The 16,773-nt window shown below is 43.7% G+C and carries 16 protein-coding genes and 1 pseudogene; all 17 read left to right on the forward strand.

Going from position 1 to position 16,773, the window contains the following annotated elements; translation table 11 throughout:
• Position 1: 1 nt before the first annotated feature.
• The 17 genes and pseudogenes from RDS42_RS00290 (at position 2) to RDS42_RS00370 (ending at position 16,567) form a co-directional block, all read left to right on the forward strand.
• Positions 2–427, forward strand: coding sequence for a phage tail protein (locus RDS42_RS00290; RefSeq protein ID WP_308781837.1), 426 nt, complete (start codon positions 2–4; stop codon positions 425–427).
• Positions 428–464: 37 nt separating this feature from the next.
• Positions 465–794: a DUF5055 domain-containing protein gene (locus RDS42_RS00295; RefSeq protein ID WP_195508867.1), complete on the forward strand. Its 330-nt coding sequence runs from the start codon at positions 465–467 to the stop codon at positions 792–794.
• Positions 788–1,261, forward strand: a complete 474-nt coding sequence (locus RDS42_RS00300; protein WP_308781838.1) for a hypothetical protein — start codon at positions 788–790, stop codon at positions 1,259–1,261. The genes RDS42_RS00295 and RDS42_RS00300 overlap by 7 nt, the downstream gene beginning before the upstream one ends.
• Positions 1,251–4,838, forward strand: coding sequence for a hypothetical protein (locus RDS42_RS00305; RefSeq protein WP_308781839.1), 3,588 nt, complete (start codon positions 1,251–1,253; stop codon positions 4,836–4,838). Before RDS42_RS00300 ends, RDS42_RS00305 begins: the two co-directional genes overlap by 11 nt.
• 12 nt (positions 4,839–4,850) lie before the next feature.
• Positions 4,851–5,225 (forward strand): hypothetical protein, encoded by a 375-nt coding sequence (locus tag RDS42_RS00310; protein ID WP_308781840.1) that lies wholly within the window; start codon positions 4,851–4,853, stop codon positions 5,223–5,225.
• Positions 5,225–7,399 (forward strand): hypothetical protein, encoded by a 2,175-nt coding sequence (locus tag RDS42_RS00315; RefSeq protein ID WP_308781841.1) that lies wholly within the window; start codon positions 5,225–5,227, stop codon positions 7,397–7,399. The genes RDS42_RS00310 and RDS42_RS00315 overlap by 1 nt, the downstream gene beginning before the upstream one ends.
• Positions 7,396–8,877, forward strand: a complete 1,482-nt coding sequence (locus RDS42_RS00320; protein WP_308781842.1) for a DUF859 family phage minor structural protein — start codon at positions 7,396–7,398, stop codon at positions 8,875–8,877. Before RDS42_RS00315 ends, RDS42_RS00320 begins: the two co-directional genes overlap by 4 nt.
• A gap of 15 nt (positions 8,878–8,892) precedes the next feature.
• On the forward strand, positions 8,893–9,771 hold the full coding sequence (locus RDS42_RS00325; RefSeq protein ID WP_308781843.1) for a BppU family phage baseplate upper protein: 879 nt from the start codon (positions 8,893–8,895) through the stop codon (positions 9,769–9,771).
• A gap of 116 nt (positions 9,772–9,887) precedes the next feature.
• Positions 9,888–10,931, forward strand: coding sequence for a DUF6273 domain-containing protein (locus tag RDS42_RS00330; protein WP_308781844.1), 1,044 nt, complete (start codon positions 9,888–9,890; stop codon positions 10,929–10,931).
• A gap of 44 nt (positions 10,932–10,975) precedes the next feature.
• Positions 10,976–11,395, forward strand: coding sequence for a hypothetical protein (locus RDS42_RS00335; RefSeq protein ID WP_308781845.1), 420 nt, complete (start codon positions 10,976–10,978; stop codon positions 11,393–11,395).
• A gap of 305 nt (positions 11,396–11,700) precedes the next feature.
• The gene (locus RDS42_RS00340; RefSeq protein ID WP_308781846.1) at positions 11,701–12,834 is read left to right on the forward strand and encodes a reverse transcriptase domain-containing protein; all 1,134 of its coding nucleotides are present in this window, start codon (positions 11,701–11,703) and stop codon (positions 12,832–12,834) included.
• On the forward strand, positions 12,798–12,977 hold the full coding sequence (locus RDS42_RS00345; protein ID WP_195508857.1) for a hypothetical protein: 180 nt from the start codon (positions 12,798–12,800) through the stop codon (positions 12,975–12,977). Before RDS42_RS00340 ends, RDS42_RS00345 begins: the two co-directional genes overlap by 37 nt.
• A complete protein-coding gene (locus RDS42_RS00350) occupies positions 12,961–13,116 on the forward strand; it encodes an XkdX family protein (protein ID WP_195508856.1) in 156 nt (51 codons plus the stop codon). The genes RDS42_RS00345 and RDS42_RS00350 overlap by 17 nt, the downstream gene beginning before the upstream one ends.
• A 7-nt stretch (positions 13,117–13,123) precedes the next feature.
• Positions 13,124–13,555 carry a phage holin family protein gene (locus RDS42_RS00355; RefSeq protein WP_308781850.1) on the forward strand — a complete coding sequence of 144 codons (432 nt, stop codon included), beginning with the start codon at positions 13,124–13,126 and terminating at the stop codon, positions 13,553–13,555.
• Positions 13,556–13,602: 47 nt separating this feature from the next.
• Complete coding sequence (locus RDS42_RS00360) at positions 13,603–14,994, forward strand: glucosaminidase domain-containing protein (RefSeq protein WP_308781847.1); 1,392 nt, start codon at positions 13,603–13,605, stop codon at positions 14,992–14,994.
• A gap of 98 nt (positions 14,995–15,092) precedes the next feature.
• Positions 15,093–15,467: pseudogene (locus tag RDS42_RS00365) on the forward strand (ATP-binding cassette domain-containing protein); the annotation flags it as partial.
• 170 nt (positions 15,468–15,637) lie between these two features.
• A complete protein-coding gene (locus tag RDS42_RS00370) occupies positions 15,638–16,567 on the forward strand; it encodes a hypothetical protein (protein ID WP_308781848.1) in 930 nt (309 codons plus the stop codon).
• Positions 16,568–16,773: the final 206 nt, after the last annotated feature.

Raw genomic sequence — 16,773 nt, forward strand, 5'->3', positions numbered from 1 at the left:
AATGGCTATTAGTACATTTAAGACCTTCCTTATGCACAAAAAGGAAGCATCTACCTATGAAAAACTTGTGGACATTACGGAGTTCCCTGATCTGGGTTCTGACCCGGAACTTCTGGAAACAACCACAACTTCTGATCGTATGAAAACCTATATCCTTGGTATTCTTGGAAACGAAGGTTTGAAGTTCCCGGCGAACTACGATCATACAGCGTACAAGGCGTTAAAGAAACTGGAAGGTAAGACTGACGGTTATGCTGTATGGTTTGGTGGTACTGACAATGAGGACGGTACTGTGACTCCTACCGGTACTGACGGTAAGTTTTCCTTTGACGGTCAGCTTTCCGTTCATGTGACTGGCGGTAAGGTCAATGAGGTAGTCGGCATGTCTATTACGATTGCACCGTCTACGGTCATCAAGGAAGAGTAAGAACAGTTAATTTTAAGAATTAAAGGAGATAAGAGCAATGGCTAAACAGATTATTTTTTCCTACGAAGGTAAGGACTACACACTGGAATACACCAGACGTACTATTCAGCAGATGGAAGCGGAAGGGTTTGTTGCGGATGACATTGAAAAGCGTCCGATGACTCTTCTTCCTGCTTTGTTTGCAGGTGCTTTTAAGGCACATCACAGGTTCGTGAAGCAGGAGGATATTGATAAGATTTTTGCGGGTATGCCCGACAAAGAGAGTCTTATCGGTAAACTTGCAGAGATGTACAACGAACCGATTATGTCTCTGATGGACGAACCGGATGAAAAGACGGGAAACGTGGAGTGGGTGACTTCGTGGTAACGGGGGAGTCCACCGACAATGACGGGGACGGGCGTGATAACAACCGTCCGTCCTCTTTTCGTTACACGGAAAGATTTGAGGAAGAGTGCGGGTATTACTTATCCATCGGTATGACCTATAACGATTACTGGGATGGGGATGCAGCAATGGTTAAGTTCTACCGGGATAAGCACAAAAGAGATTTAGACAGACAGAACTTCAACCACTGGATGCAGGGTATGTACATCTATGAAGCATTAGTTGATGCTTCCCCGGTATTCAATCCTCTGAGTGAGAAACATGAGCCGTTCCCATACATGAAAGAGCCTATCCCTATCACGATAGAAGCTATCAAGGAAACTGAGGAACGTCAGAATCAGCAGAAGATGAAGAACGGCAAGGATGCTATGAGAGCATGGATGGTTGAATTCAATAAACGATTTGAAGAAAAACAGAGGGAAGGAGGGGAAATAGACAATGAGTGTTGAGATTGAAGGTCTTGAATTTCAAGTAGAAGCAAAATCTGATAAGGGTGTTGACGGTATTGATAAACTGGCAAACAGCTTTAAGAATCTGAAATCTGCTATCAAGGGTGGTACGAATCTGAACGGTTCTATTAAGCAGCTTGAAAAACTGAATCAGGCGTTGAGTGGACTGCATACAGACAAACCGGAAAGCCTTGGTAAAGCAATGGAATCTCTTAACAAAGCAGGTAATATCAAGATTCCTGCATCTGTACCGAAGAGAATCTCTGAAATCGGAAATGCAATGAAGAGTATCAGTCAGTCCGACATTGATCGTATGGAAAGCATGAGCAGAGCCTTACAGGGTATGCAGGGTCTACAGAATGTCCGTGTTCCGCAGGTTAACACAGGCGGTACAGGATCGGGAACACCGAACCCGGCAGACATTAACACTGAGCCTGCTTCGTCTGGAAGATCAACGTCCCATAGCGGTACACAGACTGAGGACGTGAGCAATACTGGCGGTGCTGATAATGGCATGAGTCATGCTGACAGTCAGCTACAGGAAGTGACACGATCCGCAGGTATGGCACGAACGGCACTGTCTGGTGTCAAGAAGGTCATCGGTGAAATCGGTGGTCTGACAGGTATCTCTTATGTAGGACAGCAGATTGGAAGTCTACCTCATAAGATTGGACAGGCACTTGGAAGTCTCAGGACTATGTACTCAGAGTTCAAGAAGTCTGGCGGTATTCTGGGTGCTTTCGGAAGAACCATCAAAGCGGTTGCAACAAACCTTGGTTCTAAACTGGCGGCAGGAATGAAGCAAGTTACTTCTTCCCTTGGGAACGCCTTTACTTCTAAGGTACACAATGCGACAAGTGCTTTAGGAAGTTTCCTTTCTTCTATCAAGCGTATTGCATTATACAGAATGATCCGTTTCGCAATGTCTCAGCTTACGCAGTGCTTCAAGGACGGTATCAATAATCTGTACAACTACAGTGCTTTGATGGGCGGTACTTTTGCGAATAGCATGAACTCTCTTGCTACGAACGCACAGTATTTGAAGAACAGCATGGGTGCTATGGCAGCACCTCTGATTAACGCTCTTGCACCTGCGATTGATTTTGTGATTGGTAAGGTTGTAGCACTGTTCAACATTCTGAATCAGTTGTTTGCAAGACTCACAGGTTCTAAGACCTACACGGCAGCTAAGAAGGTTGCAGCTACCTACGGTGGTGCAGCGAAGGATGCCGCAGGCACAGCTTCTAAGGCAGCAAAGAAAGCCGCTGATGAAATCAAGAGATACACCCTTGGTTTCGATGAACTGAATATTCTTGGTGACAAGAATAAGGACAGTTCTGGTAGCGGTGGAGGTGGAGGTGGTGGTGGTGGCGGTGGTGCTTCTACACCGGACTATGGTTCGATGTTTGAGGAATTACCGATTGACAACTCTATCAGCGAATTTGCTGACAAGCTGAAAGAAGCATTTGAAGCAGGTGACTGGAAAGAACTTGGTACGATCCTTGGCAATAAGTTCAATGAGATCGTGGATAGTATTGACTGGGCGGGCTTCGGTAAGAAGGTTGGATATGGAATCAACGGTGCTGTGCAGACAGCATACTGGTTCTTGAAAACGGCTGACTTTAAGAATCTAGGTAATCATGTAGCTGAGTTCCTTAATTCAGCATTGAGTGAGATAGATTTTACCTTTGTCGGACGATTGCTTGTCCGGGGATTTACAGCGGGTCTGGATTTCCTGAGAGGGGCACTTGGAGGTCTGAATTGGAAACTGGTTGGAAAGAGTTTCGGAGATTTCCTCCGGGGTGCTTTCAATGAGATGCAGGAATGGATTGCCGGAATTGATTGGAGTGATGCAGCACACGCACTGTGGCAGAACACTAAGGATTGTATTGCAGGTATTGACTTTGCTTCTCTGGCACAGTCTTTCTTCAAACTACTTGGCACTGCTATGGGTGCGGCGGTAAGTTTCATCGCTACCATCGTATCTGATATCTGGAAGGATATCACCGGATATTTCCAGAAGTACCTCACGAATGATGACGGTACGAAGAAAACGGGTATCGACTGGGTAAAGGGTATCTGTAAAGGTATCGTTGAAGGTGTCAAGAGTATCGGTACTTGGATTTATGACAACGTATTTAAGCCGTTCATTGATGGCTTCAAGTCTGCGTTTGGTATTCACAGTCCGTCAACCGTTATGGCTGAACAGGGTGGATATATCATTCAAGGCTTGTTAAAGGGTATCAAGGACAGTATTGGAAATGTTCTTTCTTTCATTGGAGATTTCCTCACAGGAATTAAAGATAAGATTTCCGATGCTTGGGACAAGATCAAATCTACGGCTTCTGAAAAATGGGGTCAGATCAAGTCCGTTCTTTCGGGTGCTTGGGAGAATATCAAAACCACTGCCGGGGATATCTGGGGCAAAATTTCCTCTACGATCTCTGGAATCTGGGGCGGTATTAAGACTAAGGCTTCTGAAACTTGGTCTGGATTGAAAACAACCATTTCTCAGAAATGGAGTGAGATCAAGACAAACACAAGTCAGACTTGGGAGAACATCAAGACCACTCTGGGTAATACTTGGCAGAATGTCAAGACCACAGCAAGCACCACTTGGACAAACATCAAAACGTCTATCAGCACTGCATGGTCTAGCGTGAAGTCTAATACTTCTACAGTTTGGAGTAATATCAAGTCCAACCTGAGTACCACTTGGACGAACGTAAAAACTACCGCAGGAACTACTTGGACGAATTTGAAATCCACTATTTCTACAGCTTGGAGTAACGTGAAAACGAACACCTCTACTGTATGGTCTGGTATCAAGTCGAGTCTGGGTACTACATGGTCTGGTGTAAAAAGTACAGCAAGTTCTACTTGGTCTACTCTGAAATCTACCATTTCTACGAAGTGGAATGAAGTTAAGAGTAATACAAGTTCCACATGGAGTACGCTGAACAGCAATCTGAGAAGTTCTTGGAGTACGTTGAAAAGTAACGCAAGCAGTAGTTTCCAAACTATTAAGACCACCATTTCAGACAAGATCACCGCTGCGAAAAATGCAGTAAAAGAAGGTATTGATCGGATGAAATCATTCTTCAATTTCCATTGGAGTTTGCCGTCTATCAAACTTCCGCATTTTAGCATTTACGGTCACTTTAGTCTCAATCCTCCATCTATCCCTCACTTCTCAGTATCTTGGTATAAGACCGGAGGTATCTTGGAAGGGGCACAGTTGTTCGGCATGATGGGTAACACCATGTTGGGTGGCGGTGAAGCAGGACGTGAAGCGGTTCTTCCTTTGGAGAATCATACAGAGTGGATGGACACTCTGGCTTACAAGGTAAGAGCAGGGCTTACGGGTGGAAGTCAGGATTCTATTGCTGATGGAGTTCGTGAGGGTATGTATGACGCTACTGCCCGTCAGAATGAACTTCTGAAAGAGCAAAACGAACTGTTACGGCAGATCGCAAGTAAGGATTTCACCGCTGAGATCACTACAGACTCTTTCACAAAAGCTATGAACCGTAAGAATCAGAGGGATGGTAAAACCATCATCCCGGTAACAACGTAAAGGAGGGGTATTATGGCTGACTACAATCCGATACGATCCGTGAACGGTAAGGCTGTCAAGTGCCCTTCCGGTTATAAATATTCACTGAATGATATTTCAGCCAGTGATGCAGGACGAACCGAAGATACGAACATGGATAAGAAACGAATCGGTCAGTGTGTGAAGTTGGAGATGGAATGGCAGAATGTGTCCATTGAGGATGCTGCCACTATCATTCAGGCATTTGATCCTGAGTATGTGAAGATTTGTTATCTGGATGCCAAACTTGGCAAGTACCGGACAAGCGAATTTTACACAGGTGATAAGCCTGCACAGCTTTACAACTCTCGCAAGGGAATATGGAGTAGCGTTTCATTCAACGCAATAGAAAGGTCAGGTAAGCACTAATGTATAAGGTATCACAGGAGGTCAAGAACCTCTTCAATAAAAACTACATACAGGTTGCTGACATTACCGTAAACGGTGTGAATGAGTCCTTTTCGGTTTCTGAGAATGAGATCGTTCAGGGAAGTTTAAGTATAGACCGCTACAGTGTGTCGAACTCAAAAATTGAGGTGGGTTCTGCGGTAGCTGCGGAACTCACACTTAAATTGAAAAATGATGACGGTAAGTATGACAATACCGTTTTTGAAGGTGCAGAGGTATTTGTGAAAATCGGTATCAAGAAATGGGATGCACACCGATGGGAAAATGCAGTGATCCACTGGATTCCATGTGGCTACTTCACGATTGATGAACCGCCACGGGCATTGTCCACTATCACAATTTCAGCACTTGACAGGATGATCCTGTTCGATAAGACAGTGGACATAAGCAAGCTGTCATTCCCTATGACGGTAGCTGATCTGCTGAATAAGATTTGCACCATTTGTGGTGTGACTTTAGCAACAGACATTACCCGATTGCCGAACAAAGATTACCAGATTACAGCGTACCCGGAAGGACAGGATTTAACCTACCGAACATTGCTACAGTGGTGTGCGGCACTGACCGGAACGTGTGCTTTCATGAACTATGACGGCAATCTGGAATTGAAATGGTATGAGCAGACTGATCTTACAATCAGTCCTTCCGAAAGATACAACAGTGATATGCAGGAGAACGATGTAACCATTACAGGTATTTACTTCAAGGATGCTGCAAACACAGAGTACATTGCCGGGACGGATGATTATTGCTTGGATTTATCCAGTAACGGTCTGCTACAGGATAATGTGCAGGTGGTACTTGATACCCTGTATGTTTCCTTGAAGGGATTTTCTTACAGACCATACACAGCCACTATTAAGTCTGCACCGTATATCTATCCTATGGACATGATTCATTATGAAGATGCAAAAGGTGAGGTGCATGACACGATCATTACGAATGTTACGTTTGGAATGAATCTTAGTACCAGTATTGCGGGTAAGGGTGAGACAACCCAGAAACAGAAATACTCTCAGAGTGGCGGGCTTACTAAACAACAGGCAACAATTCTGGAAAAGCTGAGAGAAAATCTGGACAAGGCTATGACTGCAAAGGAACAGGCACAGCTTGAATTGAACAGACTTTTGAGCAACAGCTTGGGTCTGAACATCGTAACGATTCCGCAGGATGACGGAACACAGGTTTATTACTTCTGTGACGGTGAGACTCTTGAAAGCAGTAACATCATTTACACCTTCAAGGCAAACGGTTTTGCTTGGACAAAGAGTTGGAATGAGGGAAACCCTGTATGGAAATACGGATTCAGTAAAGATGGTAATGCTATCTACAATATGTTGGCAGCTTACAAGATTTCTACTGAATATCTGGATGCAGAGTGTGTTACCGCTGAGAAGTTATCAGCTGAGTATAAGCAAAGTGTCACAACGGAAATGGAAGAAACCGTTGACGAAAAGTTGACAGATTATAGTACAACCGAAGAGACAAAAACTCTGATCGCAAATACAGGTGGAACGATCCGTACTGAGGTTGCTGAGAGTGTCAAGACCGTTACTGATACTACCAATGCAAAGATTGATGATCGACTGACTCAGGCAAAAGATTATACCGACAGCGTACATCAAGAGATTACGACTGAGTATAGCACCAAACTGGAAGAAACATCGAAGGGCTTTAATATGTCGGTAAACTCTCTGACTGATCGTATTACTGAACAAGGTAACGAGGTGAACAGTTACCGTGAGCAGCTTCAAACCTACTTTGGTTTCAGTGAGGATGGTTTGGATATTGGTAAGAAGGTCAACGGAGAGAAGCAGCAGTATTCGATTAATATTGACAATGAGAGGATGGGATTCTTGCAGGACGGTTCTGAGGTTGCTTTCATCCAGTATAACAAGCTGCATATCAATGCCGTAGAAGCAATGGACAGATTGTCCGTGGGTGCTGCGGCTGACGGTGGTTACTTCGATTTTATCTCTACAGAGTATGGAATGGGTGTGAAATGGAGAGCCGTTGAGAAAACCGACAATGCAAGCATTGTAAGCGTTATGAAAATTCCACGAAGGGCAAGCAAGTATGTTCCGGTAGTAGATGAAGATAACATTTTTCAAATGGAAGGGGTGAATGAGGAATGAGTGCAACAAGTAAAGATTTTGTAAATGGCATAGATTGCTATGTGGTTGCAAAAGGTTCTGTAAGCGGTGATACCACGAAGATTTATTTTATCTGGGAAGCAGGTAAAGGTTCGGAAACCGGATCGTATGTATGGTCAGGGTGGAACAACAGTAAGTCTTGTCCGATCAAGGTGAAGATAGACGGTTCTCAGTTAAATTTGTCATGGACTAAAAACAAAACTGACAAAACGAGTACAGGAGTCATGAAGGTGACAAAAGCAACTTCTTCCACATTTACTGTGAGCAAGCCATTTTTCACGTTATCTTTTTATGACGGTAAACAAACCTACGAAGATACTTTTTCCATGTATGACATTGAAAATGCACCAACTATGGTTAGTGCTGATGAAATTACGATTGATGGTAGTGCATCTTCAATCGCAGAGTTTAGTAACTACCTTGGCACAAAGTCCGTAGACGGATCACTGAAAGTTACATGGAGTCTTGGAAATCACAGCTATTCAAAGACCGTGAAGAATGTCTATAGCACAAGTTATGTCATACCCGTATCTTGGCTTGATGCAATCAGTGATTCCTCACAGGCATACGGTGGAGGTAAAGTTACTGTCCAGATCAGTTATGGTACGAAAGTCTATACGACAATCTCTACAACCTTTAATTGCATTGTGTCTGACACCTTCCTACCGACAATCAGCAGTGTCACTCTGGCAGACAAAACAAACACACCAGTCCCCGCTAGTTGGAATAAAGTGTTTGTTCAGAATCAGAGTGGTATCAGAGTATCGGCTATCACCTGTGCTGCCAGTCAGGGTGCTACAGTCAAGCGTATTAAGCTGAGACTGGACACACAGTATACAGAGCAGACCTACAGTGCATCAAGCCTGCCACAGATCAACAGAATCATAAATAGTGGTTCTCTGGAATGTGAGGTAACGATCACGGACAGCCGTGGAAGAACTTGTTCTAAGACAGCAACCTTGAATGTGCTTCCGTATGATATTCCAAAATTCACTCTGATTGAGAGTGACCGATGCAACAAAACGGGTGAGATGGACAATGACGGAACTTATTTTCTCAGTCAGAGTGCCGTGGAGTATTCCTCCTGTACCGGACTTAACAGTATTACAATCACAGCAGAGTACAAGAAAACCGATACCTCAGAATGGTTGAACAAAAAGACTATTAAGCCGGGAAGCAATGTTCTTGGCGGGGAATTGGACACTGAGTTTTCTTATGATGTGAGGTACGTTCTGAAAGATGCTTTCAGTACGGTTACTTACATAGATTATGTTTCTACAGCAATTTATCTGATGCACTTCCTACATGGAGGACGTGGCGTAGCGTTCGGGCAGAAAGCAACGATGGATAATACTCTGGACTGTGCTTTCAAAGCACTGTTCCGTGAGGATGTAACGATTGTGAAGCAAGACGGTACGCAGGTTTCTATGAGAGAGGTATTGGAGAAGTTGGGATTTTAAGGGAGGTGAAGGATAATGGCAACGATTATTAAAGAGATTGAGGTAGATGTGTCTCAGCTTAACCGTTTTGCTGCGATTGTAGCAAAGCAGTACGATAAGCAGTCCCGTTTCTTGAAGGTGACTCTTCTGGATAGTGGTGAGCATATTAAAGTGGAATCTGCATCTACCGCAGTCATCAATGCAAGACGTGAGGATGAAGTAGCAAAAACCTTTGAGGGTACAGTCAATGCAGACGGTACGGTAACTGTTCCGCTGACATACTGGATGTTGCAGCTTGACGGTACTGTAAAGTGTGATATTTCCATCATCACGGCAAACAAGACGGTACTGAGTACCACGCTCTTTGAACTGGAAGTTCAGGAAGCGGCAGCACCAGATGACTCTGAGATTGAGAAGGATGACGATTATGGTATTTTGATTCAGCTTATCGCAGATGTGCAGGCTATCAAGGATGCAGAAGCAAAACGTGTCACTGCTGAGAACGGTAGAGTTTCGGCAGAGAAGAGTCGTGTTTCTGCCGAAAATTCCAGAGTCAATGCAGAGACAATCCGTGTCAATGCGGAAACCGCAAGGGTGAAAGCTGAACAGGCAAGGGTATCTGCTGAAAATTCCAGAGTGGATGTTGAAAGCAAACGAGTTACCGCAGAGAAGGGTAGAGTCGATGTTGAGTCTAAGAGGGTAGCTGCTGAGACTGCAAGAGTTCAGGCAGAAACAAAGCGTCAGCAGGACACTTCAAAGGCAATCACAGGTTGCAACACTGCTACCGATTCTGCATTGAAAGCGGCAGCTACTATGATGATCGTCAACGATGATACCGGGAAAACCTATCAGGGTGCAATCAAGGTGATTGGTGGTAAGCCCGTATTTGAGTATGACGAAGTTGTTACAGGATAAAGGAGGATAAGACAATGAGCAATCAGTTTGGTTTTCTCTCTGACGATACGTTCGCAAAGAAGATGGACACTATGAACCAGTTCCTTGCTGCGATTGCAACCGGACAGGGTGGTAGCTTGAAACCTACATCTTGGAGTGATGTGCAGGCACTTGTTCGTAAGGGACTGGCAAGCAAGGTATTTGCGGTGGGAGATCAGTTGACCTGCCAGAGAGGTAGCACAACTCTGGTGTGGGATATCATCGGTTTTGACATTGATACCCCGGCAGACAAGCAGTTCACTCACAGCATGACTTTACAGCTTCATGAGGTGTTTGATTTTGTACAGTTTAACGCCCCGGCAGCTATGTATTATGCAGAAGAGGAACTTGCCGCAGGTACATATCATGTAACTCCTAAGAACGGTTGGAGTGGTGGTATGGGTAACGGTAAGACATACCAGTTTACTCTTGCGAAAGCAGTTCCGAAGGGTGGACAGATCGTATGGAATGGTGCTTGGGATCAAGACCCGCTGAAATACGACATTAAAACTTACGCCAGTCCTACAAGTACCACAGTTATTGAAACTGTGAAGTCCACAGAGGGTACAGGCGGTACGGAACTGACAACGCTGAACAGCGGTCAGAGAATGTGCTACGGCTCTAATAACTATAAAGAGTCTGCGGTTCGTGAATGGTTGAACAGTGACAAAGTTGCGGGTTCTGTTTGGACACCTGCTACCAATTATGATAGACCTCCTTCTTGGGTTTCCAATAAGGCAGGATTCATGAATGGAATGGATGCAGATTTCCTTGCAGTTATCGGTAAGACCACAAAGGTTACTTGTCGTAATAACGTAACTGACGGTGGTGGTTCTGATACTACAAAGGACAAGTTCTTCCTGCTTTCCAGACGTGAGTTATTCATGGGTGATGAAGTGAGCAGTGTCAAGGAAGGTGAGCCGTACCCTTACTACTCTGACTATTCTGATTATACTTCCCCGAACACGGGTGCTGATAGTAACCGTGTGAAGTATAAAAACGGTAGTCCGCAGTGGCAGTGGGAGCGTACCCCGAACGCCGGGAGCAGTAGCCACGTTCGCGTTGTGGGCAATATGGGTTATCTGAACTACGACAATGCGTACGCCAGCTTTGGGGTTGCCCCGGCTTGTAATGTAATCTAAGATCAGAAATCCACCCCGTTAGGGGTGGGAAAGGAGTGAGGACAATGTCAGTACCGAAGTCAAAGAGAGGTACTTCAAAGTTGAAAGTAATCACAAAGGCAAATGAGTTGGCTACACATACCATCCATATTTGCAGTAATGAGAGTTGCTTCCCGAAGAGATACCGTTGGTGCATCACCGCAAAGATCGTGGATGCTGCGGTAGAAATCAGCCGACTTATCAATATGGCAAATTCAGTGTATGTGAATCCTGAGTCTGAACATTGGAAAGCCGACTGGGAATTACGGAGAGGATATCAAGTTCAGGCTTTGGCACAGACATATTCCTTGCTAACCATGATGGATATTGCTTACCGTACTTTCGGAATCGAAGGTTCTAAGATGGACTACTGGACAGGACTTGTAATCAATGTCCAGAATCTTCTTCGGAACTGGAAGAGGTCTGATGAAAATAGATACAAGTAAATGATATAAGGTTGACGATTGTAAGATATGTGTTTACCCCGAACGCCGGGAACAGTAACAACGTTCGCAATGTGAACAATACGGGTAATCTGAACAACAACAATGCGAACAACAGCAATGGGGTTGCCCCGGATTGTGAGAAACGCTAGTAATAAAGTAGGCATAGGTTGAAATCAATACACTCACACAAGGAATCGTCATCCTGACCTGAATATAGTAGGGCGAAAACAGAGTGCTGATGTGATTGCCGTCCTTACGGCAGTATCACTATAAACGGCAACCAATGATTTACGGGAGAAATATACATGATGGAATCCGAAGTGAGAGATGAAGTCTGTGACTTTGATAATCTGTACCGGGCTATGCAGCATTGCAAGAACAACGTCATGTGGAAAGACAGTGTAGCCGGGTATGTAAAGAATGGTTTGGTTAATGTTCATAAGCTAAAGGAGAGCGTGGAGAATGGTACATATAAGTTAGATGCTTATACACAGTTCAAAGTGTATGAGCCAAAAGAAAGAGACATTGTAAGTACAAGAATCAAGGACAGAGTATTTCAGAGAAGCCTATGCGACAACTACTTTTACGACACCATGACAAAATCATTTATCTATGATAACTGTGCTTGTCAGGACGGAAGAGGAACAGAGTTCGCAAGGAAAAGGCTGATCTGCCACTTGCAGAAATATTACCGGAAACACGGTACGGAAGGATGGGTACTCAAAGCAGACTTAAAGAATTTCTTCGGTAGCACCTCTCATGAACTGGCTTACTCAGCGGTAACAAAGAGGGTCAATGATGAATGGGTGAACGGAGAAATCAAGCGGATTATTGACAGCTTTAATCAAGGTGATGATCCAGAGGTAGGCATGGGTCTTGGTTCAGAAACGACACAGCTTATACAGTTAGCAGTCTTAGATGACTTCGACCATTTTATAAAAGAGCAACTTCACATTAAGCACTACGTCCGGTACAACGATGATTTCATTATCATCCATGAGGATAAGGCTTATTTACAGGAGTGTTTGATAAAGATAGATGCTTGGATGACCGCAAGAGGTTTGAAACTGAGTCCGAAGAAAACACAGCTTTTTAAGGTGACTCAGGGTATCAAGTTTCTGGGTTTCCGCTTCCGGTTGACAAAGACTGGAAAGGTAGTCATGACACTACTGCCTGAGAAGCTATCACACGAACGGCGAAAGCTGCGGAAGTTGGTAGAGCGGGCAAAGCAAGGGTACATGACAAAGGAAGAGGTTGACAGGTGTTATGAAAGTTGGAAAGCCCATGTAGGTAATGAGAGTAGCAAGAAAAGGAAATCTCCGGGTAGGAGGGCAAGGAGAAATTGCCACAACCTTATTATCTGTATGGATCAATATTATAAGAATTTATGGAGGGAAAGCAAATGTTTGGATTTATCAGTGCAAGAGAACAGCTTGTGAAGGAGCGTCAGAAGAACGCTGCTATGCAGGCACAGATCGCAAAGGCAAACAGTGACATTGAATATCTGGCTATGATGACAGATATTGAGATGGAGCAGGAAGAGGACGAACAGGAGGTACAGGATCATGGCGAAGAAGAGTAAGTTTGAGATGGTGAAGAATTTCTATGACAACGGACTCTGGAAGGAGAAGAGAGTCAGGGACGCAGTAGTAAAGGGATGGATCAGCCCGGAGAATTTCAAAGAAATTACCGGGGAGGACTATGATGAACAGGAGGACTAAAGAGATGATGAAAAATGGAATTTGTACAGCTATTGGAGTGGTTGGAAGCGTGATTGCTTCTCTGTTTGGCGGTTGGGATGCCGCACTGGTAACACTGGTAATTTTCATGGCTATTGATTATGTGACAGGTCTGATTGTGGCAGGTGTGTTCCATAACTCCGGTAAAACGGAAAACGGTGCTTTGGAGTCAAGAGCAGGATGGAAGGGTCTGTGCCGTAAGTGCATTACTCTTCTGATGGTTCTGGTAGCCACACGCCTTGATCTTGTGACCGGGACGAACTTTATCAGAGATGCAGTGGTGATTGCTTTTATTGCGAATGAGACTATTTCTATTGTGGAAAATGCAGGTCTTATGGGGATTAACATTCCCCCGGCAATTAAATCTGCGATTGAGGTACTTAAAAAGAAATCTGACTCTGTGGATAACACAGATCAGTAAGCACAGGGGAGAGTCATTCTCCCCTCTTCACAAAGGAGTGATACATTATGACGAATCAGGAATTTATTGAACAGGTAGCGAAGTTCGTAAAGAAGTATGCAGCACAATACGGAATCAAAGTACATAGTCCGATCATTGCACAGGCAATTCTTGAATCCGGTTGGGGCAATTCCAAACTTGCTGCCAGATATCATAACTACTTCGGACTCAAATGCGGTACGAAGTGGACAGGCAAGAGTGTCAATATGACTACTCAGGAAGAGTACACCGTAGGTACGCTGACTACGATCAAAGATAATTTCCGTGTCTATGATTCTATGGAGGAAGGTATCAGGGGTTACTTTGAGTTCATTCAGCTTGCCAGATATCAGAATCTTAAAGGGATCACTAATCCGAAGAAATATCTAGAAACCATCAAGGCTGACGGATATGCCACAAGTTCTACCTATGTGACAAACAACACGAAACTTATTGAACAGTACGATCTTACGAAGTATGATAAGGAGGTAACTAATATGAGTAAAGCAGAGACAGCTATCAAATGGATGGAAGATACTGCGAAAGATGACAGGCATGGATATTGCCAGACACACCGTTGGGGCAAAGATGGTGACTACGATTGTTCTTCCGCTGTATATACTGCATGGGAACACGCAGGGATTCCGGTAAAAACATACTCTTTTGAAAAGTACGGATGTGCTTATACGGGAGTAATGCTTGCCGTATTCAAACACTTCGGTTTTGAAGATGTTATCAATAAGGTAAATGTGGCTACAGGTGCAGGACTGAAACGAAGTGATATTTTGCTGAATGACAAACACCATGTCGCAATGTATTGCGGTAATGGTATGGAAGTAGAAGCGTCTATCAATGAAAAAGGTACGGCTACAGGTGGAACACCGGGAGATCAGACCGGAAAAGAGTTTCTTATCAGGGCTTACCGTAATTATCCGTGGAATCATGTTCTGAGGTATCCAGATGGCGGCAGCACTTCTGTTACTAAGAAATCTGTAGATGAAGTGGCGAAGGAAGTTCTTGCAGGTGCATGGGGAAATGGTGATGCCAGAAAGAACGCTCTTACTGCCGCAGGATATAACTACTCTGAGGTGCAGGCTGCGGTAAACAGACTTGCAGGTGGTAAAACTACCACACCTACAAAGTCCATTACCGAAGTAGCAAAAGAGGTGCTTGCAGGTAAGTGGGGTAACGGTGATGACCGTAAGAAGAAACTGGAAGCTGCCGGGTACAATTACTCTCAAGTTCAGGCGAAAGTCAATGAACTGGCAAAGGGCAGCACTTCCAGTAAGAAATCTGTGACTCAGATTGCGAAGGAAGTTATCGCAGGTAAGTGGGGTAACGGCACAGACCGTAAGAACAAGTTGACTGCCGCAGGATATGATTATACTGCTGTACAGAAAGAAGTCAACAGACTTCTGTAATCACACGGTTTTCCTTCCACGTTTCTGAGGGTGTACGGTGACTGTAAAGGTATGAATCATAAGGCTTCCTGAAATCATTGGATTTGCACTCAATGGTGGAGGTAAAGGGAGACAATAAAAACACCTGTATCGAAGAGCTGTGGCAGGAATTTCCTTCCTATAGCCAGTATGAGATCCGCTCCGCTCTTGCGAAATGTGGTCTGACAACCAAGCACATTGAAAGCCAGGTACGGGTTTTAAGCGGCGGCGAGCAGGCAAAGGTGCGCCTGTGTAAGCTGGTGAACCGGGATACAAATATCTTGGTGCTGGACGAGCCTACCAATCATCTGGATGTGGACGCCAAGGATGAGCTGAAAAAAGCCCTGAAGGAGTACCGGGGAAGTCTGCTGCTGATCTGCCATGAGCCGGAATTTTATCAGGATGTGGTAAATGAAGTGTGGGATATGAGTAAGTGGACCACGAAGGTATTATAATCAAGTAAAGATTTTATACGATATTATTTGTCGCATTTTCTAATATCGTTCTGTTCATTTTGAAAAACAGATTGTTCAAAAAAATGATCTATGCTACAATGAAAACAGCTTACCATTATTCAGGTTGGTAAGCTGTTTTCTAATCTATATCATAATAGGAGGGGAAGAATATGAAAAAGAAAAGAAAACTTTTATGTATGTTGCTCACAGTTATCATCTGTATAACGCAGGCTATTCCGGTTATGGGGGCAAGCAATTATAATCGCTTTATAAGTGGAACCCTGCGCAGACAGCTGGGAGTAGCAGCAACAGGAAAAACTTTACGTTCAAAAACTACATATGGGTGGGGAGACTGGTGCAAAACTAACGGTATTGTAAGCACCTATGAATCTGATTTTAATGGCGATAGAAAAAAGGATCTTCTTGTACTTTATTTAAAAAAGGAAAAAAGAAAATATGGTCATTCCCCAGCTTATCAGAGAACTATGCGTCTTGCTCTTTACACAAAAAAAGGTTCATCTGTAAAAAAAGTCCAGGACATAAGACTAGATACGGGCATAGATCTGGCTATGGGAGCATGGAGTCATGCTTTTGTTTATCAGTACGGAGGTAAAAAATATATTGTATACCAAAGCACTGAAGTTTCTCAGGGGCAGCGTTGTACATGGCTTGTACTTACTGTAAATAAAAAGAATCAGTTTGTTGTAAAAACTGCTATTGTTGATCCGGGCTATACATCCGGTGTTGGTCTTTACCGTATATCTTCAAGAATCCCGGCATCCAGAATTGCCAATGCGGTTGATTACTATAGCTCTAGATCAGGAACGGCCCTTTATGAGAACGAATGGTCAGGAAGACAGAACGATCGTAATTATGTCAGAGCTTTAACAAGGGAACTGAATAAATATGGTATTTCTTTAAGCAAAAAAAGACACGTACTTACTACTTTTTCAAGACCAGGCAACACATATTTTATGACAGCAAACAGAAAATCCAAAACCAATCTTTTTACGATCAAAGCTACCACCAAATACGCAAGACGTGTTTATAGTAACACATGCGTAATAAGAGATTATACGAAAACAAGAAATAAATTGTAATAATTAAAGGAATGGATTTAATGGGGAATAAAATATTAGTATGAAGGAGAAGGGAACATGAAAAAAAGAAAAATAATCACGCCGTTGATTTTTATTCTATTAGTACTATGGGCAATACCTGTGTATGCGGCACCAGGGAAAATACATTCTTTGACGTTGTCTACTCATGAAATTACAAAAAACAGCTATAACATGTATTATGAACT

Source organism: uncultured Blautia sp., from assembly GCF_902497045.1.
Taxonomy (GTDB): Bacteria; Bacillota; Clostridia; order Lachnospirales; family Lachnospiraceae; genus Blautia_A.